This is a genomic window from Nibrella saemangeumensis, from assembly GCF_039541915.1.
GTDB classification, from domain to species: Bacteria; Bacteroidota; Bacteroidia; order Cytophagales; family Spirosomataceae; genus Nibrella; species Nibrella saemangeumensis.
The window spans coordinates 43,672-64,475 of sequence record NZ_BAABHD010000032.1 but is presented as its reverse complement, the minus strand read 5'-3'; the positions used below and the strand labels follow the sequence as shown (position 1 = coordinate 64,475).

The window sequence follows — 20,804 nt, the reverse complement described above, 5'->3', positions numbered from 1 at the left end:
TAGAAACGGTTTGCAAAACCGTTGTACTAAAAACCGAACGGTTTACAAAACCGTTGTACAAATATGTATGATGTTATCGTAATCGGCGGAGGACTGGCCGGGCTGGTCAGTGCGCTGGAACTGACCCGGTCGGGCTGGTCGGTGGTGCTGGTGGAGCGAAAAACCTATCCGTTTCATAAGGTGTGCGGAGAGTACGTGTCCAACGAGGTGCGGCCGTACATAGAATCACTGGGTGTAGACCTGAATGGATTAGGCGCCGTCAACATCAACCGGTTTCAGTTTTCATCGCCCTCGGGCCGACTGCTGGAGGCTACGCTGGATCTGGGTGGCTTTGGCATCAGCCGGTATGCGCTCGATTATGCCTTGTACCAGTTAGCGCTCGAAGCGGGCGTTACATTCAGGCTGGGCCGGCAGGCCGAGTCGGTCACGTTTCAGGAAGATGGCTTCAGCGTGGCCCTGAACGATACGGAGACGCTGCACAGCCGGCTGGTGATCGGCGCGTTCGGCAAACGGTCGAAGCTCGACAGGCAAATGAACCGGGCGTTTATGCAGCAACCCTCACCGTATATTGGTGTCAAATACCACATCCGTGCCGGATTGCCGGACCACGGAATGCCGGACCACCGGGTGTCGGAGCGCGGTATGTTGGAGCACCCTTTCCCGACGGACGTTATTGCGCTGCACAACTTTCCGGATGGTTACTGCGGCATGTCGGCTATTGAAGACGATAAGTATTGCCTCTGCTACCTCACCACGCGTCGAAATTTGCGCCAGTTTGGCAACATAGCCGATATGGAGCGAGCTATTCTGTACCAGAATCCACACCTGAAGCGAGTCTTTGAAACCTACGAATTTCTGTACGACAAGCCGGAGGTTATCAACGAGATTTCTTTCGCCCCTAAAAAAGCGGTGGAAGACCACATCCTGATGGCCGGCGACTCGGCGGGTCTGATTACCCCGCTCTGCGGCAATGGCATGGCTATGGCCATTCACGGGGCGCGGCTGGTGAGTCAGGTCGCCAATTTGTTTCTGAACGGTCAGCTGAGCCGGCCCCAACTGGAAGCGCAGTACCAGACAGCGTGGTCAGGGTTGTTTGCCCGGCGACTGTGGGTAGGCCGCAACGTGCAGCGTTTGTTCGGCGATGCCTGGCTGTCTGAATGGGCCGTTACGCTGATCCGTACGTTTCCGCCCCTGTTGCAGACCATCATGCGGCAAACCCACGGCGAAGTGATTGCCGCTACACCGGTATCCCCATTGCCTTCCTGAGGTTAGAGTTCTACTTTGGCGTAGATATCGGTCAGCGAAACCGTACATTCGCCAATGCGCACGGGGCGCTCGGGCTCGTTGATGCTAGTGTAAATCCACTCGTCTGAGTCTGTCGTTCGGCGGTAGGTTTCAACCCGCTGCCGGTCCTGCCAGACCATGACGTACTGCCGTAGCGAAGTGATTTGCTGGTAGCTGGCCCACTTTTCCCGCTGATCATACTCCATCGTAGAATCGGAGTGTACTTCCACAATCACCCCCGGATTCAGCGTAGCCTGCATCTTCTGTTTGTACTGCAAAAACTCCGGTTTGCCGAATACCACCAGCGCATCAGCGTAGTAGAAGCCATTGGTGGCCGGCACGTGCAACAGCCGGTTGCTGGCGTATACCCGTGCATCGGTATCCAGAAAACAGTTTCCCAATAGTCGCACCAGATTAGCGACAATCAATTCGTGAGCTTCAGATGCGTATCCCATGGTTCGGATTTGACCGTCGAGGTACTCATGGCGTAATTCAGACCGGTGTTCCTGCTCCAGATATTCCGCTACACTTACCCAAGGTTTGGCAATGGTTTCCATGAGGTAACTTGTTACAACATAACTGACGAAAGATACACATTAACCAGCAGCCGGGCAAACCGGTTTGAAGACCTATACCGGTATCACCGTTGAGTTCTTGATTTCGTCCATTACAAAGAAACTGCTGATGTGGTAAATGCCGGGAATGACCGACAGCTTGTCCTGGTAAAAGCGGTTGTAGCTTTCCATATCCCGCACCACAATCTTGAGCATGTAGTCAAACGTGCCCGATACCAGGTTGCACTCCATGACTTCGGGCAGGCTGGTAATGGCTTTGTCGAACTCCACGAAGGTATCGCGAGTCTGCTTGTCAAGGGTGACGTTGCAATAAACGACCAGCAGATTGCCCAGCTTTTTTTTGTTAAGCAGGGTTACGTATTTTTCGATAATACCCTCCCGCTCCAGTCGCTTGATCCGCTCGTGAACGGGCGTTTTGGAGAGGTTGATGCGCTGCCCGATTTCCTGAATCGTCAGGTGGGCATCTTCCTGAAGCAGGGTCAGAATAGCCCGGTCAATTTTGTCCAATCTTTCCATAAACGAATTTTTTTCTACCAGAACAAACCTTCTTCTACCGGCTTAGAAAATTATCCTGAAAACAATAGAAAGGCTATTCATAATTCCTAATTTAAACGATCAATACAGCATTTTCTTTCTACTGCCGTATTTTTGTTCTACGAATCATTAAACGTCAACCCCTTCTAATCCAATGATCATTGGTGTTCCTAAGGAAATAAAGAATAATGAGAACCGCGTAGCGCTGACTCCGGCCGGTGTGGCTGAATTGCGTAAAACCGGGCATACAGTGTATGTACAGGCGAGTGCCGGTGAAGGCAGCGGTTTTACGGACGAAGAATACACCCGGGCCGGTGCTACCCTGCTCCCAACCATTGAGGAGGTGTACGGCATCGCCGAGATGATTGTTAAGGTAAAAGAACCGATTGCCCCCGAGTACAACCTGATCAAAGAAAACCAACTGCTATTTACTTACTTCCACTTTGCATCGTCGGAGGATCTGACCCGCGCCATGATCGAGCGAAAGGCTGTCTGTCTGGCGTACGAGACGGTGGAAAAAGCCGACCGGAGCCTGCCGCTGCTGGTGCCGATGTCGGAAGTAGCGGGCCGGATGGCGGTACAGCAGGGTGCCAAATACCTGGAAAAGCCCATGAAAGGCCGGGGCATTCTGTTGGGCGGTGTGCCGGGCGTGAAGCCGGCCAATGTCCTGATTCTGGGGGGCGGCATCGTCGGCACGCAGGCGGCCAAAATGGCGGCTGGTCTGGGCTCTCACGTTACCATCATGGATGTGAGCCTGCCGCGGCTGCGTTACCTGTCGGATATCATGCCGCCGAACGTAGTAACCGAAATGTCGAACGAATACAATATCCGGGAAGCGGTGAAAACGGCCGACCTGATTGTCGGCGCCGTGCTGATTCCGGGGGCGAAAGCACCTCACCTGATCACCCGTGATATGCTGAAAACCATGCGGCCGGGTACGGTGCTGGTCGACGTTGCCGTTGACCAGGGTGGATGTATCGAAACCTGCACCCCGACCACCCACGAAAACCCGACGTACATCATTGACGATGTGGTTCATTACTGCGTCGCCAACATGCCGGGTGCGGTACCGTATACCTCTACGCTGGCACTGACCAACGCTACGCTGCCCTACGCCATTCAACTGGCCAACAAAGGCTGGCAGCAGGCCTGCCGCGACAATAATGAACTCTTGCTGGGCCTAAACGTAGTAAACGGCAAAGTGGTCTACAAAGGCGTAGCTGATGCCTTTGGCCTNGCAGACTTCATTCAACAAACGTTAGGCGCGGAAGCTTTGCTTCCGCGCCCTTTTTATAGGTACTCCTCCAACAGCCCCTGCCACTCTTCTTCCAGGGATCCTGTAAACACGGGTGCTTTAGCCCGCCGGTACCAGTAGCCGGCGTTCCACTGGTCACCCTCCCTGCGGTGCAGGTAGGCATGCAGGCGGTCGTACGCCTGAACACCCTCTCGGCTCTGGGCAATTTCGTGGGCACCGTTCCAGTCGCCTTTGGCATCATGCCAGAGCGCTTTCAGAATGGGATGCAGGCCAGCGGGCGGCTGGGCCTCCGCCAGGGAGGCCTTGAATTGTTCGAGGGTCATGGGCGCAGACTTTGGTTCAGGTACGGCTCAAAGGCGGGTGTCACATGAATGGTATAGGTACGTAACCGCACCGTTCGGTAAGGCTGCTTCATGGGCATCTTTTCGGTGAGCTTCTGGAAATCATCGTTTGGAATAATGGCCAGGTCAGCCTCCTCCCAGTGATTACCGGTGGGCCAGATGTTGTAATGCTGATGAAAGAACGGGATCAGGTAATCAAACACATACACGTTTGACCGGGGTGGCAGCGCGGCCACCAGTCGCCGGATAACCGTCACGTCGGATTCGGGCAGCAACGGCAGTTTCACCGGATCGTACCGGTACGCAAACGCGTCGTGCAGCACCGTTGGAAAATGGAAGTCGGGACGGGCCAGGTGAACAATCGGCACCTGCACGAGAAACAAGACCCCGGTAACGCCCGCCACTACCCGACCCCTCGCCGGCCTCAGTCGGGGCCCAAACACCAGCAGCATACCCACGAGGTAGCAGACCGCCAGGGCATACATCAGCACAAAGCGGGGCGGCCAGGTCAGCGAAACCAGGTAATAGTACGGGTTGGTTCCGTAGTAGGTGGAAGCCTGCACCCAGTTCGACACCAGCACCAGCACCTGCGCGACGATGAATACCAGCACCAAGCTGCCCGCCTGCCGGAAGCCGGTCAGCCACAGGAAAAATACCAGCAGCAAAAAGCCCGGTACCAGCAGCAGAATCGTATGCACCAGTACCGTCAGGTTCCACCGGATGAACGCTTTCTGGCGAATACCCTGCGCAATGGCCGTCAGCGCCTGCTGCAGGCGTGGCTCCGGTTCCAGCGACCGGTTCTGGTATGACAACCACAGCATCCCCGCACAAAACACCAGCGCCCAGCCCACGGCTATCAGCCAGAATTGCCGGGTCGTAACAATCCCAAAAACAGACTTATTTGGATTACTCCGCAGGTATTGCAAACAGCGGTACGACAGGTGGAGGCACCCGCCCAGCAGGGCGCCATCTTCTTTGACCAGCACAATCAGGGCGGCCGTCAGCAGGAACCAGCCGGTATACCTCCGGTTCCGATGTACCCCATGCAAGGCCAGCAGGAACAGGATCGACAGCGGCAGATACATAAGCTCCGGATGCCAGCCGATACCCGGATGCTCGTTGAACCAGAACCAGACCGGGCCCAGCAGCATAACCGCCAGCAGTGTCCAGCTCACCCAGGCGGGCAGTTGACGGCTTAGCTGCCGGAACAACAGGCCATAACTCGTGAGAAAAAGCAGGAACTGGGCCAGAAAAGCTCCGTAGGCCCCCCAACTATAAATGAGTGGTCCCCACAGCAGCATGGCGTAATTGTTATGAATCCGATTGTCGTACCCCCAGATGTTTTCGTACAACAGCGGGCGACCGTCCATCCAGCTACTCGACGCCTGCAGAAAGATGTACATATCGTTGTAGGTGTAATAGAGGGCCTGGAAACGGATCACTTTAAACCCGAAAAATAAGAGCAGCAGGAGCGCCGAGACGGCGGTAAGAATAGCCCAAACCGAGCGGCCGCCGTTGGGACGCGGCTGGGTAGTTGTCATAAGGGGCGGATAAGAGCTTTGCACAAACGGGCACAAACAGTTGGTTGCGTGGCGCAAAAATAAAAAGATTAGCCTGCCTGGCGGCAAAATTTAGCGTAGGCATGATCGGGCGATGGCTTCGTAGGCGGGTGCGACGTACACCGTATAGGCCTTTAACGGGATTTGACGGTAGGTCTTCGGAAAGCCGGGAGCCGTCCGCAAGCCCTGCGGATCAGCGTTGGGGATAATGGCCATATCTGCAGGCTTCAGCTCATTACCTGTCGGCCAGATGCCATAATGCCTGTGGAAGTAAGGCACCAGGTAATCAAATGCCAGGACGCTGGAATGAGCCGGTAATTGCCCGGCCAGACACTGCACAACCGCCAGATCGTCGGGGTGCAGCCAGATGCTGTTCTTGTCGGTGCCAAACCGGCCCCGGAGCGTAGCCGCCCAGTCTTTCAGGGTCGGAAAATCGGGGCGGGTTCCATACAGGATCGGAATCTGAATCAGAAACAGAACCGCCATCACCAGCCAGGGGCTCTTCCCCTGATCCGGCTTCAGCAAAGGGGCAAACCCGGTGGCGAACAGAATCAGGAAAGCCACCGAAAATGCCCACAAAAGCACAAAGCGGGGCGGCCAGGTCAGCGCCACCAGGTGAAACAGGGGCTGCCCGTAATAGTGAGCACTCTGCACAAAATTAAGGGCCGTCAGAACCGCTATCCCGGCACCGTATAGCAGCCATACGTTTCCCTGTTTGCGAATACGGTTGACCCATTGCCAGTACAGCAGCAGCGCCGGTACGGGCACAAGCAACAAAGCGGTTTGTGCCATCAGCGTCAGCATCTGCTTCCAGAAGTTCCAGGTGGCAATGTGATCGGCAACCAGTTGGAGCGCCATCCGCAAACGCGGCTCAGCGAAATTGTTTTTAAACGAAATCCACCACATTCCCGCCAGAAACACCAGGCTCCAGCCCACCGCTATCAGCCAGAAAGACCGGCTGCCGAGCCACCAGAGCAGGCTCCGGGCGGGCTGCCGGCGCACGAACTGTATGCCCGAATAGGCCAGGTGTATCAGAGCCGCCAGCACCGCTCCATCTTCTTTCACCAGCACCACGGCCAGACCGCTCAGGAGTTTGGGCCATAAGCGGGTGCCGGTGAGCGCCAGGGCAAACAGGATGGCAGCCGGCAGGTAGGTCAGTTCGGTATGCCAGCCTATATTCGGGTGGTCGTTGAGCCAGAAAGAAACCGGGCCCAGCAACACAGCGACCAGCAGCCCATACCGGACCCAGGGGGGCACCTCCCGCGCCAGGCGCTCGTTCAGAACGGCGTAGCTGAGGCCAAGCAGCAAAGCCTGGACCAGAAAAAACCCGTACGCGCCGGCTACGTAACACAACGGCCCCCACAATAGCACCGTGTAGTAGTTATGAATCCGGTGGTGAAAGCCCCAGATGTTATCGTACATAAACGGCCGCCCGTCAAGCCAGCTATACGACATTTGCAGAAACGCGTACATGTCGTTGAACGTATACCCCAACGTAGTGAACCGCAACACTTTGAATAGCAGAAAGACAAGCGCAACAGCGCCAATCAGCGTGGTAGAACGATGCATAAAAAGCTTCCTGACGCCTAAGCCAGTACCCTGGTAAACGTAGAATTTACCATTTGATAAATATAAGCTACTTTCATTTTGTCATCAGTTTACAATATACTTTATTTTTATCAATTTCATATTACCATTCACATAGACCTTCATAAGAGAACCCATCGGTATGAACGTAACGTTAGATGTCTCGCAGAGACCTGACATCGGTTCAGGCAACGATCTTGCCCTGAACCGGCAGAAGTGGATCAAACGCAACCGCTACTACTATCGCTGCCTTATTGATTACCTACGACATTTTATCCCCGAAAACCAGTCTATCCTGGAGATCGGTTGCGGCACGGGTTACGTCTTACACCAACTGAAGCCCTCGGTTGGTGTCGGCATTGATAAGTTACCGGAGATGACGGCCTACGCCCGGGAAACCTACCCGGACCTTACCTTCTGCACCATGAACGCCAGCCAGTTGGACCTGGGCGATCAGACGTTCGACTACATCGTCATCAGCGATACCATCGGCTACTTCGACGATGTGCAGCAGGTATTTAGCCAGCTTCATGCCGTTTGCCACCCTAATACCCGCGTCATTATCACCTACACCAATTTTCTCTGGCTGCCGATTCTTAACCTGGCCGAAAAAATTGGCCTGAAAATGCCGCAGCAGCGCCAGAACTGGCTCGACAGCAGCGACATTACCAATCTGCTCGATCTGGCCGGTCTGGATGTCGTCCGAACCGGCCGTAAGATTCTGATGCCACGCTACCTGCCGCTGCTGTCGGCTTTTCTGAACCGGTATGCAGCTAACCTGCCGCTCCTTAATTACCTGGGCCTGTCTACGTATATTGTTGCCCGTAGCGCCTATCAGGCCAGACCGGCCGATGAGTATACCGTGAGCGTGATTGTGCCAGCCCGAAACGAGCTGGGCAATATCGAAGCCATTGTCAACCGGACGCCGGCGATGGGGCGTCACACAGAGATTATTTTTGTAGAGGGTAACTCCACCGACGCCACCTGGGACGAAATCCAGCGCGTATGTACCAAATATGCGGGGGTGCGCGACCTGAAATGTGTGCAGCAGGATGGCAAAGGAAAAGGCGACGCCGTCCGCAAAGGGTTCGGGATGGCAACCGGCGATATCCTGATGATTCTGGACGCCGACATGACGGTGCCGCCCGAAGATTTACCGAAATTCTACCACGCCATTGCCTCGGGCAAGGGTGAGTATATAAACGGTTCCCGGCTGGTGTACCCGATGGAAAAAGAAGCCATGCGGACCCTCAACCTGCTCGGCAACAAGTTTTTTTCGATCGCCTTCTCGTGGCTGCTCAACCAGCGCATCAAAGACACGCTCTGCGGCACCAAAGTGCTGTCGAAGGAAAATTACCAGCGGCTGATTGCCAACCGGGCGTACTTCGGTGATTTTGATCCATTTGGTGACTTCGACCTGATTTTCGGATCGGCCCGGCTGAACCTGAAGTTTGTGGAGGTACCTATCCGCTACCGGGCCCGGACGTATGGCGAAACCAATATTTCCCGCTTTAAGCACGGCTGGCTGCTGCTGAAGATGACGTTCTTTGCCCTGAACAAGATCAAGTTTGTATAGGCTGGCCAGGGCTGAAACCAAAACAGGCCGGGAGCGCTCCCGGCCTGTTTTGATTAGCCAAAAAACTGAGGGCTGAAGTTCATCAGGTACACCTCGTCGGTCGCCCGCGTCAGGGCCGTATACAGCCAGCGCACAAACTCGTTTTTGACCTGACCCTCCGGCAGAAAACCCTGATCGATAAAAACCGCACTCCACTGCCCCCCCTGTGCTTTATGACAGGTGAGCGCATACGCAAACTTCACCTGTAGGGCGTTCAGGTAGGGGTCACGCCGGATAGCTTCGGCGCGCTCCTTCTTGGACTTGATGTAAAAATAATCCTTCATCACGCTCTCGTACAGGGACCGGTGCTCATCGGAGTTCAGCGACGGCGAGGGGGAGTGCAGCGTGTTCAGGATGATCTTGGCCTCAAATTCCGGCTGCTCCTCATAGTCGATCAGCCGTAGGGTCACGGTGGCAAAGTTGAAGCCGTGCATTTCTTCTTTCTTCCTGATCTTCAGCACCTCGGCAAACTCGCCGTTGGCCAGAAAACCGGCGGGCGAGTCTTCTTCCAGCGTGGTGTAGTTGTTCCGCGCAATCATGAGCATATCACCGGCGTCGAGTTCTTCTTCACACTGGTTGATCATGCGCCGGACAAACTGGTTATACTGCACCGCCATCTTGTTGGACCGGCACAGAATGACGCTGTTTTCGCGGCCATACTTGTCATAAGCGTAGCGGATACCGTCTTCCAGCCGGGTCAGGGGCATTTTGTAGATGTCGCGGTACGTTCGCGTGTCAAGCCGGATGGCCAGCGCACCGGTCGGCTTCTGAGTTGGCTCGGCCACCAGGGCATCAAAACCCAGCAGGTCGGTCTGCGGTGGGCCCACCTCGTCGCCCAGCAGGCTGCGAAGGCTGGTAGCGTTCAGCAATATACCCGATTCTTCATCCTGCCGCATTACCTCGGTCAGTTCCTGCTCGTACACGGTCATGTCGAAGTTTCGGGCCAGAAATCCTTTGTCCAGCGCCGGACTGATGTCGCGGCCCACCGGGGGCAACTGCGCGGTATCGCCCACCAGCATCAGCTTATTGCCGGGGTTTTCAAAGATGAAGTCAATAAGGTCAGACAGCAGCCCCTGTGAGCCATGTTCGGCTTCGTCGGAGATCATGGAAGCCTCATCCACAATAAACAGCGTATCTTCGTGGTAGTTGCGCTGGCGCTGAAAGCTGAGGCTGCCTGATGCCGGATCGGCTACCTGCCGGTATATTTTCCGGTGGATAGTCTGCGCCGGCTTTTTGGCATAGTTCGCCATCACCTTAGCCGCCCGTCCCGTAGGGGCCAGCAGCACCGATTTATAGCCGAAGCGGGGCAGCACTTTGATGAGGGTACTGATGAGGGTGGTCTTACCGGTACCGGCATAACCACGTAACAGAAAGCAATCCCGGTAATGTTCGAAGTCTTCGCGGGTGATGAAGGTACCGATCTTCTCAAAAAACTGAAGCTGCCCGGTGGTCGGTTTATAGGGGAAACGTTTAGCCAGTAACTGGGCCGCCGTCTGCGTATCATTCATACCTCTAAATTACGAAAAAATCACCGTTTTACCAATCAGACTGCCGGTGGTTGTTCTGGTCACTAAATACGGCTGATTGCCCGGCAAGTAACCCTTATTTCGGGTAACCCCGACTAAGCGGGAGCCATCCAGAGTCAGGCCTTTCACGCTTGGGACATCGGCCGATGCCCGGTGGTAACGGATCGAATTAGCGGTTGTATTACTTAAGCTTCGGTAGAACCTGCTTCAATAAAAAACACTCGGGGACAGCCTCAAGATTAATGATTACCTGGTCATGTAAGACAATAGCCGGGCGAACCAGGGAGCCACCAAATGTATGGTCATGGACCGTTCTGACAATGACCATGTCGCCAACCTTGTACTGCTGATTGAAGGCGTAGGCTGCCTTATAGTCATGACTGGCAAGCCCCAGATCATTCATGTTGGTGTAGTTGAGTATTATTAACTTAACTCATTGGTAATGAAAAAGTTATTTAAAAATTGAAAATATAAACGGTAAATAGTAATTCCCGCAATGACAAAAATCATTTTGACGTTGTAACCGTCAGCTCTGGTTAAAGAACTAACGTCCTCACTACAAGAATGTTTAATCTTTCATTTTATCTCATATGAGTACTATGTCTAGATCAAACTGATGACGCTGCTGCGCTCTGGTTATTTTACCTATGTGGCTAACTCACTATATTGCTGCTTTTAATACCCGGCTATACCTTTATCTACCGTGATGTCTACCGAATTTAAAGCCCGCTGGAAATTCGCCGATGGAGCCGAACACGCCAACGATGGCGTGTTTTTACAAGACCTCTGCGATTTAGAGCTGGCTACACTCACAGCGCTTGCCTGCTGCGGCAAACGAAGGAGGGTAACTATGGGGGTAAGAGAACGCATTTTAAAACGTAAATTGGCCATCTGCCCTGGTAAGGCTTGACTATTGATATCTCCGATAGCAAGTCGGAGATAAACCGCTTGAAGATAACAACCTGATAACTCATGTTTTTAGAGAAGATTAAATCGGCCGAGTCGGGCGTGCTGCTGTACGGCATCACCCCACCCAAAGCCAATACCGAACCGGAACGCATTGCCGAGATTGCCCGGAAAACCATGGAACGACTCGCTAACCTGGATATCGATGCCCTGGTCGTGTATGATGTGCAGGATGAGTCGGCCCGTACCGCCGACGAACGGCCCTTTCCGTTTTTAACGGCACTCGATCCGCTGGTTTTTGCTTCCGGCTACCTGGAGAGTTTACCCCTCCCTAAAATCATCTATCGGCCCGCCGGTAAATTTTCGGCCGACGAGCTGGCCGACTGGCTGGAGACCCTCCATGAGCATACCTTCTACCCTGTTTTTGTGGGTGTACCGGTACCGGATTATCCGGTAAAGACCAGCCTGCCGGACGCCTACCAGATATGGAGCAAACACCGGGATACCTCCGTGATCGGTGCGGTAACCATCCCCGAACGGCATCATCTGCTGAACGATGAGGATGTCAGGATACTGGATAAGATGAGCTGCGGGGTATCGTACTTTATTTCCCAGTGTGTGTTCAATCTGGACTATGCCAGGCAGGTGATCGACGATCTGGCGCTCCGCTGCAACCGGCAGCAGACCGCCCCACCCACGATCATTTTCACGCTTACCGCCTGCGGATCGGTAAAAACGCTTCAGTTTATGGAGTGGTTGGGTATTCACGTACCCGATACCTTAAAAGAAGAGCTGAAACGCTCAGAGGATATGCTTGACAAATCGGTCAGGTTATGCCTCGACATTGCCTCCGCGCTGATCACATACTGTACAGAACGCTCCATTCCGTTCGGCTTTAATATTGAAAGCGTGGCCATTCGAAAAGCTGAGATCGAAGCGTCCATCGAACTGGCCAACAGAATCGGTCAGATGCTCCGGGAGAAAGGGGTAAGAAAGTCACTACAGGAAAAGAGGTATGCTGCGTAGGTTTTCAAAGCCATTAGTTCATCAGGGCAGGGTACAGGATGGAAAGCGGCACAAAAATGAGTTCTACGATGATAAAGATCGCTATCCATAGCTTAGCGCGTCGGCTCAGTGGTGGGGCCTGCTTTAACACACGGATACCCAACGGAATCAGCGCGATGCACAACCCGATCAGGCCTATCGACCGGATTTCGGTGCCTTTAAGCGTTCCGAAAGGAACAATAACCATCAGGCCCAGCGCGATGGCCATAGGCAGGCTAAGAATCCGGGCCCGGTACGTGGCGATGGCCACGCAAAGCCAGCCCATCATAATATAGCCGTTCAGGTACCGGAAAATGTGAAACACCTTGTAGGAATCAGATACTGCTTTGGTGGCTGAGTCTAGGCTCTGAACCTGAACCAGCTGCAGAGCCATATGATCGATACCCGCGTGGAAAGTCCGGGTAAAAAGGCCGGTCAGGACCAGCATTCCCGCCCAAAAGGCCCAAACCCGATCCCATTGCCTGATCAGGGCCACCAGGTACAGAATGCCAAAGCAAAGGACAACATTACCCAGCGCATAAACACTATAGGCGGCCGTGATCAGGGCGGGGTGGCTTTCAAAGGCCGCTAACTGTTGTGGGAAAAAAAAATGAAACTGGATGCGGAGCAAGGCCCCGGTAAGAAGGAGAAGCGGCCCAAGGATTAGGCTTGTACCACCAATCCAGGGACCGGGAAAGGCGGCCCGGTCATTCAACTGAATGGCATGGTCACGATCAAACGAGGCAGAAAGCGGCTGGTCGAGGGTCATAAGTAATGGGTTGCTGTCTGATAAAGATAGTTCGGGCTTGTTTTGGCCGGTAAAATTTAGGATGAATGGATCAAAAAACCTGTAACTGGTTCCGGTCACTAAAAGCCGCCATAAAGTTGCCATAACCGGCGGTTTCTTCGTACCTTCATTGCCGTTTTTACCACCAATTGCCGATACCGTTGAATTACGACAACTGGCGCTTTATCTTCCTGGGCATGATCATGGCCATGCTGCTGTACAACAGTGTGCAGTGGTATCTGTACCGCGAACGGATCTACGGACTTTACACGGCCTATATGCTGGTCTGGGTAAGCTATTTCTGGCTGCGGTCGCCGGGCGTTATCAGCCAGCTAACCTATCCGGGCTGGCACTTCATCCGCGTAACCGGCCCCATGGTGGCCTATTTTATTTACTACGATTTTGCCAACGCCTTTCTGAACCTGCGCGAAACCAGGCCTAACCTGCTGCGCCTGTTCCGGTACATGCAGGCCGGGCTGATCGTGTATGCTCTGACGGAGGTCGTCTTCTGCTTTTTTACCGATTACTGGCGGCAACCCATTCACGAACTGCTGCACACGGTGGTGCGGGTCATGCTGGCCGTCTTGTCGGTTTACATCATTGCCAGAATCTACCAGCGCCGGGAGCCGGTAACCCGGTACTTTATTTCCGGTTCGGCTTTTCTGGTCGTTGGGGGATTAGTAGCCATGGCGCTTACCCTTCTCAGCGATGATTACAACAAGGTCTCTAACGTCTGGCAGGTTCCCCTCGCCTACCTGCAACTGGGCATTATTCTGGAACTGGTCTGCTTTTCGCTGGGCCTGACCTACCGCCACCGCCGGGAAGCCGTGAAGAAAGCCGTTTTTGAACAGGCCCTGGCCCGCGAACGCGAACAGCGGCAGCGCGAGCAACTGGAAGCCGAACTGGCGGTGCATCGACTGAAACAGGAAATGACCGAAATGCAGATGCGGGCGCTGCAGGCCCAGATCAGCCCGCACTTTCTGTTCAACAGCCTCAACTCCCTGTCCTCGCTGATCACCGACGACCCCGACAAGGCCGAGCAGTTTGTCGATGAGATGTCGAGCGTATACCGCTACCTGCTCCAGGCCAACGAGCGGGAATTAACAACGGTTGGTACGGAGATCGGCTTTATCAACTCCTATTACCACCTGCTGAAAACCCGTTACGGCCAGGGTATTCACCTCGACATTGCGATCAGCGATACCGTCCGCGAACGACTGCTGCCCCCCCTGACACTCCAGCTGCTGGTCGAAAACGCGGTGAAACACAACATTGTCTCGGCCGACCAGCCGCTACGCATCCGGATTGTTACGGACAAAGCCGAATCACTTACCGTCAGCAACAACCTGCAGCGCAAGCCCAACAGCAAACTGAACTCGACCCAAAAAGGATTGCTGAATATTGCGGAGAAATATAAGCTGCTGAACCAGCCCGACATTGCCATTCAGGAGACCGGCGACACCTTCCGCGTGGTGGTGCCGCTGATCGCCCGAAAATTTTCCAGTACCGAGTAGACCATGAACAGCAAAAAGATAGTCCTTCTGCTGGTAGCCCTGCTGGGGTTATGCAGCGCCTTCACCCGCAAGCCGCTTACCTGGGTAGCCATCGGCGACTCCATCACCTATCTGAATGAGCACCCCAACGAAACAAAAAACCGGATTACCAAAGGGTACATGACCCGGGTGACCGAAAAGCTGCCCAATATCCAATACACGAATCAGGGGCATAACGGCTGGACGGCCGGCCGCATCGCCCAGTCCATTGAGCAGCTAAGTTTGACCAAAGCGGATATTTACACCGTGTTTCTGGGTACCAACGACTGGTGGGCGGGTCGGCCCCTGGGACGGCTGGCCGATTACCAGGCCAATGCCGGTAACAGCACCGTTTATGGCTCCTTCCGTATCATTATCAACAAACTTCGCAGCCTGAATCCGCAGGCCCGGCTCGTTCTGATTACCCCCATGCAGCGGTCAGACTTCGTCTACCTGTTTAACTTTAAAAACAATGCGTTTGGCTCCTATCAGCCCAAGAACGGTCAGCCGCTCGAAGCCTTTGCCAATGCTATTGATTCCATTGGCCGGCTGGAGCGGATTCCCGTAGTAGACCTGTACCACACGCGGGCATTACGGCTGGAGAAGCTGGTTAAGTACAAGCGCCTGAAGAACCCCCAGACCGGTGTTTACCACAACTACCCGTATCCTGAATACACCAAAATCCCCTTCAATCCCGAAACGGATGAATACCCCTATCCCGACGGTGCTGTAGACCAGACGTACGACGGCCTGCACCCCTCCGACGCAGGTTATGCCATAATCAGCCGTAAGCTGGTCAGGCTACTCAGAAAATACTGATCAGACACAGCGAACTAACTGAAGTAGCCGGGGTGTTTATCAGGTATCTCCTATCGTGGATACGTTTTAAAACAAAGAATTGTTGATGATTACCCATATGTTGAAAACCCCGCTTGGACGCTTTCGGCTCATTGCTTTACTGGAAGGTATCTCGTATCTGGTGCTGCTTGGCATTGCCATGCCGCTGAAATACTGGGCCGGCATTCCGGAAGTGGTCAAGGTGGTAGGCTGGGCGCATGGTGTCCTGTTTGTAGCCTATCTGGTTACGCTGCTGGGGGCGGCCATAGACCGGCGCTGGAGCTTCGGGCGCGTTGTTTTTGCCTTTATTGCTTCGCTGGTACCCTTTGGTACCTTCTACCTCGACAAGCAGTTAAAACGGGAAGAGCAGGCGGTCAAGAAAACAAACCCTGCTCCGGTCAATTCCTGAACGGCGTACAGTCAGGGCGAACCGGCGGCTACGGTCTCCGTCACCCGGCGTATATCCTCACTGATTTTCTCGATATAGCGTACCTGTTCGGTAAGCACCCGATCCTCTTCGCGGAGCGTCTCTACCGGCTCGTTCGCCAATACCTCGGCGCTATCGGCGCCCGGTAGTTCGGCTGTGGGTTCGAGGGCCAGGAGCGCCCGTTGCACCAGCGCCATCGCCTGCTTTACCGGTTTTACGACCTCCGCCGGGTACGCATAATGCTGCCGGTGAATGAGATCGGAAGCGATGGTGGCAATGTTGGAGGATACGATATGGTTCAGCACCACAAATTCGAGCAGCTCGCTCTGGTGGCGCTGCTTGCTGCGGGGCTCCGACAGCATCCGCTGAAAAGCCGCCGACAGGTTGGCCGAGCTGACATAAACCTCTTTTCGGGCCAGTTTATACTCCGGCAGCCGTACCTCTTTACCGGCCAGCGTCTGCGCCAACTGCACCAGATAATGCCCGTTGGCCTTCAGCACTGCAGCCATATACCGGGTCACCTGCTCCGATTCCCAGTTCGGAAAAATCAGGTAACCGGCCGCGAAGGCAATGCCGCAGCCGATCAGCGTATCCAGCACGCGCTCTCCGGCAATTCCCAGTAAGCCCAGGCCCATGATGTTGAAGAGAATCAGCACAAAGGGCGTCACACACACCACCATGACGATGTAGTTCTTGCGCTGAAAACTGTACAGACCTATCATAAAGATCAGCAGGAACACAAATTTCACCGTCTGGCTCTGAACAAATACCAGAATCAGCACCCCAATAACCCCGCCGGCCAGGGTTCCCACGATCCGTTCGTAGTTCCGCTGCCGGGTCAGACTGAAAGCGGGTTTCAGAATGGCGGTGATCGTCAGCAGCACCCAGTAACTATGCTGGCCGTATGCCAGCAGGTTGATCACCACAAAACCGGTCAGACAAGCCAGCGCCGTCCGCAGCGAGTGCCGGAACACCGACGACTCTAACGTGAGGTTAGTGAAAAACCCGGCGGGCTCAATCCGCTGGCTGGTCACGAACCGGGTATAGTCGGGGCTGATCCAGCGGCCTTCCTGACTGGCGGCCCGGCTCACCAGCAGTTGCCGGATATCGTTGATACGCCGGTACAGGTTGCGGAAGTTGACCAGTATCTTTTTCAGCACCAGGTTGCTTTCGGTTTCGCCTACCTGGTCAATGCGGGCTTTCAGCTGCTCCAGCCGGCTGTCGAAATCGGTGTTGGATGCGGCCGACTGGTTAGATTGGATCGCCAGACCCAGCTCGTCCAGTTCATCGACCAGGTGGCTGATCAGCGCGGAGATCATGTCCAGTACCCCCGTATGCCCAAACCGCTTCCGCAGCGCGGCATAGTCGTAGTACATGGCTGAAATCTGCTCGTACAGGTCGACGGTATCCACAAAAATCAGTACGAGCCTCCGGCCGATGTCGGTGGGCTCTTCTACCATCTGGCGGCTTTTGAACAGGATTTCCCGAACCACCTCCTGCTTTTCGCTCACTACCACCTGCTGCGTGACCAGCTGCTGGTAGCCTTCCTTAAGATTACTGTTTGTATTGTAGAACCGGGCCTTCACGGCGAGGAATCGGGCAATCTCGTGTACGCACTCGCCCAGTGCCTGCTGCGCCAGCCGGTACGGCCTGATGCGAAAAAACAGCAAACTGACGCCCATGTACCACAGGCCACCAACCAGAATCAGCGCACTGTGCACCAGCACCCCAGCAGGCTGGAGCGGGCGGTCCATCATCAGAATCAGGGCCAGCAGCGCGGCCGAACCGACGGCCGCAGCCCGGTTGCCATACACCACAAACATGGAAAAGAAAAAGCTGAACAGCAGGATCTCCAGCCCAAGTGCATACGTATTCAGCCGGGCAAATCCGGTAATGAGGGCGACCACCCAGGCAAAAAGCGCGCAGGCCAGCATACCGTTGCGCTTATGCTGCCAGGGCCCCGGTATGTCGGTAATGCTCACACAGAGGGCACCCAGCGAGAGCATCAGACCGGTATCGAACGTGTGAAGCTGGCCAACAACGAGCGCCGGAAGCAGAATGGCCAGGGTCGTACGCAACCCATCGGAGAAGTACTGACTAAAAAAGAAGTATTGAATGCTGCGAAGCTGTTTTCTCATTCCTACAGGTTGGTGAACAGCCGCATAAAGCTGATTCGTCCTTGTAGTAACGGCTGACGGCGGGCTGTGGTTCAGTCACCCCAGCCGCCATACGTAGTAGGCCGCGCAGGTCCTGGTCTTTTACCGAAAAGAATTCCTATTTTGCGCGTTCAATACCCCCGAAAACCCATGACCGAATCCTTACCCAACCGCCGTCAGCTGTTAACCACCCTGGCCGCTACGGCCGGAGCCGCCCTGCTGCCCCGCGTCAGCGAGGCCCAGCCGAAGCCTAAAGCAGCGGCTCCCGCTTTTATCCACTGCCTCAACATGAGTACCATCCGGGGGCAGAAACTGGGCTTTGTCAAGGAACTTGAAATAGCCTCGAAAGCCGGGTTCCGCTCCGTCGAAATCTGGATCAATACCTTGCAGGACTTTCTGAACAGTGGCGGTACCCTGGCCGAAGCCAGAAAGCGACTGGACGATCTGGGCATAAAAGCCGAACAGGCCATCGGGTTCGCCCAGTGGATTGTTGATGACGAGGCCACCCGCGCCAAAGGGCTGGAGCAGATGAAGCGGGAAATGGACCAACTGGCCCAGATTGGCTGCCGGCGCATTGCCTCCCCTCCGATGGGTGCTACCCAGACGCCGGGCCTGGATCTGCGCAAGGCGGCAGAGCGCTACCGCGCCATTCTCGAACTGGGCGACCAGTCGGGCGTGGTGCCCCACCTGGAACTCTGGGGCTTCTCGGCCAACCTGAACCGGCTGAGCGATGTCATGTACGTGGCCGTTGAGAGCGGTCACCCCTCCGCCCGGCTGCTGCTGGATGTATACCACCTCTACAAAGGCAAATCGAGCCTGGACAGCCTGCCGCTGGTCGGTAAGCCGGGTATCGAAATCTTCCACGTCAACGACTACCCGTCTACGCTGTCGCCGGAGGTAATTACCGATGCCGACCGCGTATTTCCCGGCGATGGGGTCGCCCCCATCCGGCGGATTCTGCAAACGATCCGCAACCCGGAGCGGCCCATTGTGCTGTCGCTGGAGGTATTTAACAAGAATTACTATGCCCAGCCGGCCGAACAGGTAGTTCAGACCGCTATGGCGAAGATGAAAGCCATGACCGGCGGCATCTGATGAGTACGGGCCAACTGCCTTCATAGACGTTTTCGCGGGAAAATGGTTATTGCAGAAACAGCATTCACCCCCATCTTTTCATCTATGAAGGCAGTTGTAATTAACCAGAACGGCGACAGCAGCGTTCTGCAACTTCAGGAGGTACCCCAACCGGTGCCCGACCACCACGATGTCCTGATCCGCGTCTACGCCACCAGCATCAACCCGCTCGACTGGAAACTGCGCGAAGGAATCTCCAAAATTTTGCCGGGCAAGTTTCCTAAAATTCTGGGAGCCGAGTGCGCCGGCGAAGTGGCGGCCGTCGGGCTGATGGTAACCGACTTTCAACCCGGCGATCGCGTGGTCGCCGAAATGGGTGCCGACGGGGGCGGTTACGCCGAATACGCCCTGGTCAACGAGAAGAACGTCGTAAAACTGCCCGACGACATTGACTTTGTGCCGGCGGCTGCGATCCCGGTTGCGGGTCTGACGGCCCTGCAGGCCCTGCGGGATCTGGGTCACCTGCGGCCCGGTGACCCGGTGCTGATCAACGGCGCTGCGGGTGGCGTGGGTACGTTTGCTGTTCAGATTGCGGGTATTCTGGGCGGACGCGTTACGGCCGTGTGCAGCGAAAGCCATGCCGAACTGGTCCGCCGGTTAGGAGCCAACCGCGTGATCGACTACCAGAAAACCGACTTTACGCTGCAGCCCGACCGGTACAGGATCATCTTCGACACGGTGAGCAAACGCTCCTTCACCGACTGCAAAAAGGCACTGACCGACGATGGGGTTTACATTGCCGCGGTGCCGTCGGCCAGCCAGATTTTTCAGGATGTGGTCACTACCTTTACCACCCAGAAAGCCGAAACGGTAGCGATGAAGTTCAGCAAGGAAGATATGCAGTGGCTGCTGACGCTGGTAGCCGCCGGCCGGCTGGAGCCGGTAATCGAGCATGTGTATCTGCTGCGCGAAATTGCGAAAGCCCACCAGCACAGCGAAAGCGGCCACGCAACCGGCAAACTGGTGGTGGCCATCAACCATACCGATGAAGAAAAGTAGGTTATTATTATTCCGGTACGCAGCAGGAACATTTACATACTAAAGCCCGAATTATCTGATAAGTAGCATACCGGTATGCTATTCACTCCCCTACGCTGTAGAGGAACGAGTAGCCGTTTCGGACTTATTACGTGCATCGGCCAGCGCCTGGCGGGTTTCTGCCAGCTCCTGTCTGGTGCGCCGTAGCTCGAAGTGGGTGGTTACCAGTTTAGCCAACGCCTTCAGTGACAGAAGCTGGTTTTCGGTCAGGGTGCGGGGGCGGCTGTCGATTACGCAGAGCGAACCTAACGCGAAGCCATCCTGATCGACAAGCGGCACACCCGCGTAAAAGACCACATTGGGATAGCCGGTCACCAGGGGGTTATCGGCAAACCGCTCGTCTTTCCGGGCGTCCGGCACGATAAAAAGCTGCTCGGGATTCAGGAGGACATGGGCGCAAAACGACACCTCACGCGACGTTTCGGTCACCTTCAGGCGCTGCCGGGATTTGCACCATTGCCGGTTCTTATCAATCAGGCTGACCAGCGAAATGGGCGTCCGGCAGATTTCGGTAGCCATACGGGTTATGCTGTCGTATTCTTCCTCGGGTAAGGTATCAAGGATACCATACGACGATAACGCGTTCAGGCGGACTTCTTCGTTAGCAGGTATGGAAGCAGCTTTCATAATAGAGTTCTGGTGAGCACTTTATCTGCCTACAAAATTC

The 20,804-nt window shown here is 55.0% G+C and carries 18 protein-coding genes and 1 pseudogene; 9 read left to right on the top strand and 10 right to left on the bottom strand.

Annotated features, from left to right (window positions below; all coding sequences use genetic code 11):
* Positions 1 to 63 precede the first annotated feature (63 nt).
* Entirely contained in the window at positions 64 to 1,266 is a 1,203-nt protein-coding gene (locus ABD949_RS16915; RefSeq protein WP_345245055.1) for an NAD(P)/FAD-dependent oxidoreductase, read from the top strand.
* A gap of 2 nt (positions 1,267 to 1,268) precedes the next feature.
* Here the strand turns inward: ABD949_RS16915 and ABD949_RS16910 are convergent, their stop codons facing one another.
* Positions 1,269 to 1,841: a Uma2 family endonuclease gene (locus tag ABD949_RS16910; RefSeq protein WP_345245053.1), complete on the bottom strand. Its 573-nt coding sequence runs from the start codon at positions 1,839 to 1,841 to the stop codon at positions 1,269 to 1,271.
* 72 nt (positions 1,842 to 1,913) lie between these two features.
* Positions 1,914 to 2,375: an Lrp/AsnC family transcriptional regulator gene (locus ABD949_RS16905; protein ID WP_345245051.1), complete on the bottom strand. Its 462-nt coding sequence runs from the start codon at positions 2,373 to 2,375 to the stop codon at positions 1,914 to 1,916.
* A 172-nt stretch (positions 2,376 to 2,547) separates the two neighbouring features.
* On the opposite strand from ABD949_RS16905, the pseudogene ald reads away from it, so the two are divergent.
* Positions 2,548 to 3,627: pseudogene (gene ald, locus ABD949_RS16900) on the top strand (alanine dehydrogenase); the annotation flags it as partial.
* 56 nt (positions 3,628 to 3,683) lie between these two features.
* Here the strand turns inward: ald and ABD949_RS16895 are convergent.
* The 3 genes from ABD949_RS16895 to ABD949_RS16885 all read right to left on the bottom strand — a co-directional run bounded on the left by ABD949_RS16895 (position 3,684) and on the right by ABD949_RS16885 (position 7,117).
* On the bottom strand, positions 3,684 to 3,971 hold the full coding sequence (locus ABD949_RS16895) for a hypothetical protein (RefSeq protein WP_345245047.1): 288 nt from the start codon (positions 3,969 to 3,971) through the stop codon (positions 3,684 to 3,686).
* A complete protein-coding gene (locus ABD949_RS16890; RefSeq protein WP_345245044.1) occupies positions 3,968 to 5,530 on the bottom strand; it encodes a glycosyltransferase family protein in 1,563 nt (520 codons plus the stop codon). Before ABD949_RS16890 ends, ABD949_RS16895 begins: the two co-directional genes overlap by 4 nt.
* 90 nt (positions 5,531 to 5,620) lie before the next feature.
* Positions 5,621 to 7,117: a glycosyltransferase family protein gene (locus ABD949_RS16885; RefSeq protein ID WP_345245042.1), complete on the bottom strand. Its 1,497-nt coding sequence runs from the start codon at positions 7,115 to 7,117 to the stop codon at positions 5,621 to 5,623.
* A 160-nt stretch (positions 7,118 to 7,277) separates the two neighbouring features.
* Between ABD949_RS16885 and ABD949_RS16880 the strand changes: the two genes are divergently transcribed.
* Positions 7,278 to 8,711: a glycosyltransferase gene (locus ABD949_RS16880; RefSeq protein WP_345245040.1), complete on the top strand. Its 1,434-nt coding sequence runs from the start codon at positions 7,278 to 7,280 to the stop codon at positions 8,709 to 8,711.
* A 53-nt stretch (positions 8,712 to 8,764) separates the two neighbouring features.
* Here the strand turns inward: ABD949_RS16880 and ABD949_RS16875 are convergent, their stop codons facing one another.
* Both ABD949_RS16875 and ABD949_RS16870 read right to left on the bottom strand, forming a co-directional pair.
* On the bottom strand, positions 8,765 to 10,258 hold the full coding sequence (locus tag ABD949_RS16875; RefSeq protein ID WP_345245038.1) for an ATP-dependent DNA helicase: 1,494 nt from the start codon (positions 10,256 to 10,258) through the stop codon (positions 8,765 to 8,767).
* A 199-nt stretch (positions 10,259 to 10,457) separates the two neighbouring features.
* Positions 10,458 to 10,679, bottom strand: coding sequence for a hypothetical protein (locus ABD949_RS16870; protein WP_345245036.1), 222 nt, complete (start codon positions 10,677 to 10,679; stop codon positions 10,458 to 10,460).
* Between the two features lie 569 nt (positions 10,680 to 11,248).
* On the opposite strand from ABD949_RS16870, the gene ABD949_RS16865 reads away from it, so the two are divergent.
* Positions 11,249 to 12,208 (top strand): methylenetetrahydrofolate reductase, encoded by a 960-nt coding sequence (locus tag ABD949_RS16865; protein ID WP_345245034.1) that lies wholly within the window; start codon positions 11,249 to 11,251, stop codon positions 12,206 to 12,208.
* A 13-nt stretch (positions 12,209 to 12,221) separates the two neighbouring features.
* Here ABD949_RS16865 and ABD949_RS16860 read toward each other — a convergent pair whose 3' ends face one another.
* Entirely contained in the window at positions 12,222 to 12,995 is a 774-nt protein-coding gene (locus ABD949_RS16860; protein ID WP_345245032.1) for a hypothetical protein, read from the bottom strand.
* 179 nt (positions 12,996 to 13,174) lie between these two features.
* Between ABD949_RS16860 and ABD949_RS16855 the strand changes: the two genes are divergently transcribed.
* From ABD949_RS16855 to ABD949_RS16845, 3 genes are all read left to right on the top strand, one after another.
* Positions 13,175 to 14,527: a sensor histidine kinase gene (locus ABD949_RS16855; protein ID WP_345245030.1), complete on the top strand. Its 1,353-nt coding sequence runs from the start codon at positions 13,175 to 13,177 to the stop codon at positions 14,525 to 14,527.
* 3 nt (positions 14,528 to 14,530) lie between these two features.
* Positions 14,531 to 15,364, top strand: a complete 834-nt coding sequence (locus ABD949_RS16850; RefSeq protein ID WP_345245029.1) for a GDSL-type esterase/lipase family protein — start codon at positions 14,531 to 14,533, stop codon at positions 15,362 to 15,364.
* A 97-nt stretch (positions 15,365 to 15,461) separates the two neighbouring features.
* Positions 15,462 to 15,791, top strand: a complete 330-nt coding sequence (locus ABD949_RS16845; protein WP_345245028.1) for a DUF3817 domain-containing protein — start codon at positions 15,462 to 15,464, stop codon at positions 15,789 to 15,791.
* A gap of 11 nt (positions 15,792 to 15,802) precedes the next feature.
* On the opposite strand, the gene ABD949_RS16840 is transcribed toward ABD949_RS16845, so the two are convergent.
* The gene (locus tag ABD949_RS16840; RefSeq protein WP_345245027.1) at positions 15,803 to 17,947 is read right to left on the bottom strand and encodes an FUSC family protein; all 2,145 of its coding nucleotides are present in this window, start codon (positions 17,945 to 17,947) and stop codon (positions 15,803 to 15,805) included.
* A gap of 168 nt (positions 17,948 to 18,115) precedes the next feature.
* Between ABD949_RS16840 and ABD949_RS16835 the strand changes: the two genes are divergently transcribed.
* Together ABD949_RS16835 and ABD949_RS16830 are read left to right on the top strand one after the other, a co-directional pair.
* Positions 18,116 to 19,060: a sugar phosphate isomerase/epimerase family protein gene (locus ABD949_RS16835; protein WP_345245026.1), complete on the top strand. Its 945-nt coding sequence runs from the start codon at positions 18,116 to 18,118 to the stop codon at positions 19,058 to 19,060.
* A gap of 84 nt (positions 19,061 to 19,144) precedes the next feature.
* The gene (locus ABD949_RS16830) at positions 19,145 to 20,098 is read left to right on the top strand and encodes an NAD(P)-dependent alcohol dehydrogenase (RefSeq protein ID WP_345245025.1); all 954 of its coding nucleotides are present in this window, start codon (positions 19,145 to 19,147) and stop codon (positions 20,096 to 20,098) included.
* A gap of 90 nt (positions 20,099 to 20,188) precedes the next feature.
* Here ABD949_RS16830 and ABD949_RS16825 read toward each other — a convergent pair whose 3' ends face one another.
* Entirely contained in the window at positions 20,189 to 20,764 is a 576-nt protein-coding gene (locus ABD949_RS16825; RefSeq protein WP_345245024.1) for a GAF domain-containing protein, read from the bottom strand.
* Between the last annotated feature and the right edge of the window lie 40 nt (positions 20,765 to 20,804).

What these genes read in the sequence shown, in the direction of transcription:
- ABD949_RS16915 (WP_345245055.1), top strand. Translation starts at nt 64, where the DNA reads ATGTATGATGTTATCGTAATCGGCGGAGGACTGGCCGGGCTGGTCAGT.
- ABD949_RS16910 (WP_345245053.1), bottom strand. Translation starts at nt 1,841, where the DNA reads ATGGAAACCATTGCCAAACCTTGGGTAAGTGTAGCGGAATATCTGGAG.
- ABD949_RS16905 (WP_345245051.1), bottom strand. Translation starts at nt 2,375, where the DNA reads ATGGAAAGATTGGACAAAATTGACCGGGCTATTCTGACCCTGCTTCAG.
- ABD949_RS16895 (WP_345245047.1), bottom strand. Translation starts at nt 3,971, where the DNA reads ATGACCCTCGAACAATTCAAGGCCTCCCTGGCGGAGGCCCAGCCGCCC.
- ABD949_RS16890 (WP_345245044.1), bottom strand. Translation starts at nt 5,530, where the DNA reads ATGACAACTACCCAGCCGCGTCCCAACGGCGGCCGCTCGGTTTGGGCT.
- ABD949_RS16885 (WP_345245042.1), bottom strand. Translation starts at nt 7,117, where the DNA reads ATGCATCGTTCTACCACGCTGATTGGCGCTGTTGCGCTTGTCTTTCTG.
- ABD949_RS16880 (WP_345245040.1), top strand. Translation starts at nt 7,278, where the DNA reads ATGAACGTAACGTTAGATGTCTCGCAGAGACCTGACATCGGTTCAGGC.
- ABD949_RS16875 (WP_345245038.1), bottom strand. Translation starts at nt 10,258, where the DNA reads ATGAATGATACGCAGACGGCGGCCCAGTTACTGGCTAAACGTTTCCCC.
- ABD949_RS16870 (WP_345245036.1), bottom strand. Translation starts at nt 10,679, where the DNA reads ATGAATGATCTGGGGCTTGCCAGTCATGACTATAAGGCAGCCTACGCC.
- ABD949_RS16865 (WP_345245034.1), top strand. Translation starts at nt 11,249, where the DNA reads ATGTTTTTAGAGAAGATTAAATCGGCCGAGTCGGGCGTGCTGCTGTAC.
- ABD949_RS16860 (WP_345245032.1), bottom strand. Translation starts at nt 12,995, where the DNA reads ATGACCCTCGACCAGCCGCTTTCTGCCTCGTTTGATCGTGACCATGCC.
- ABD949_RS16850 (WP_345245029.1), top strand. Translation starts at nt 14,531, where the DNA reads ATGAACAGCAAAAAGATAGTCCTTCTGCTGGTAGCCCTGCTGGGGTTA.
- ABD949_RS16845 (WP_345245028.1), top strand. Translation starts at nt 15,462, where the DNA reads ATGTTGAAAACCCCGCTTGGACGCTTTCGGCTCATTGCTTTACTGGAA.
- ABD949_RS16840 (WP_345245027.1), bottom strand. Translation starts at nt 17,947, where the DNA reads ATGAGAAAACAGCTTCGCAGCATTCAATACTTCTTTTTTAGTCAGTAC.
- ABD949_RS16835 (WP_345245026.1), top strand. Translation starts at nt 18,116, where the DNA reads ATGACCGAATCCTTACCCAACCGCCGTCAGCTGTTAACCACCCTGGCC.
- ABD949_RS16830 (WP_345245025.1), top strand. Translation starts at nt 19,145, where the DNA reads ATGAAGGCAGTTGTAATTAACCAGAACGGCGACAGCAGCGTTCTGCAA.
- ABD949_RS16825 (WP_345245024.1), bottom strand. Translation starts at nt 20,764, where the DNA reads ATGAAAGCTGCTTCCATACCTGCTAACGAAGAAGTCCGCCTGAACGCG.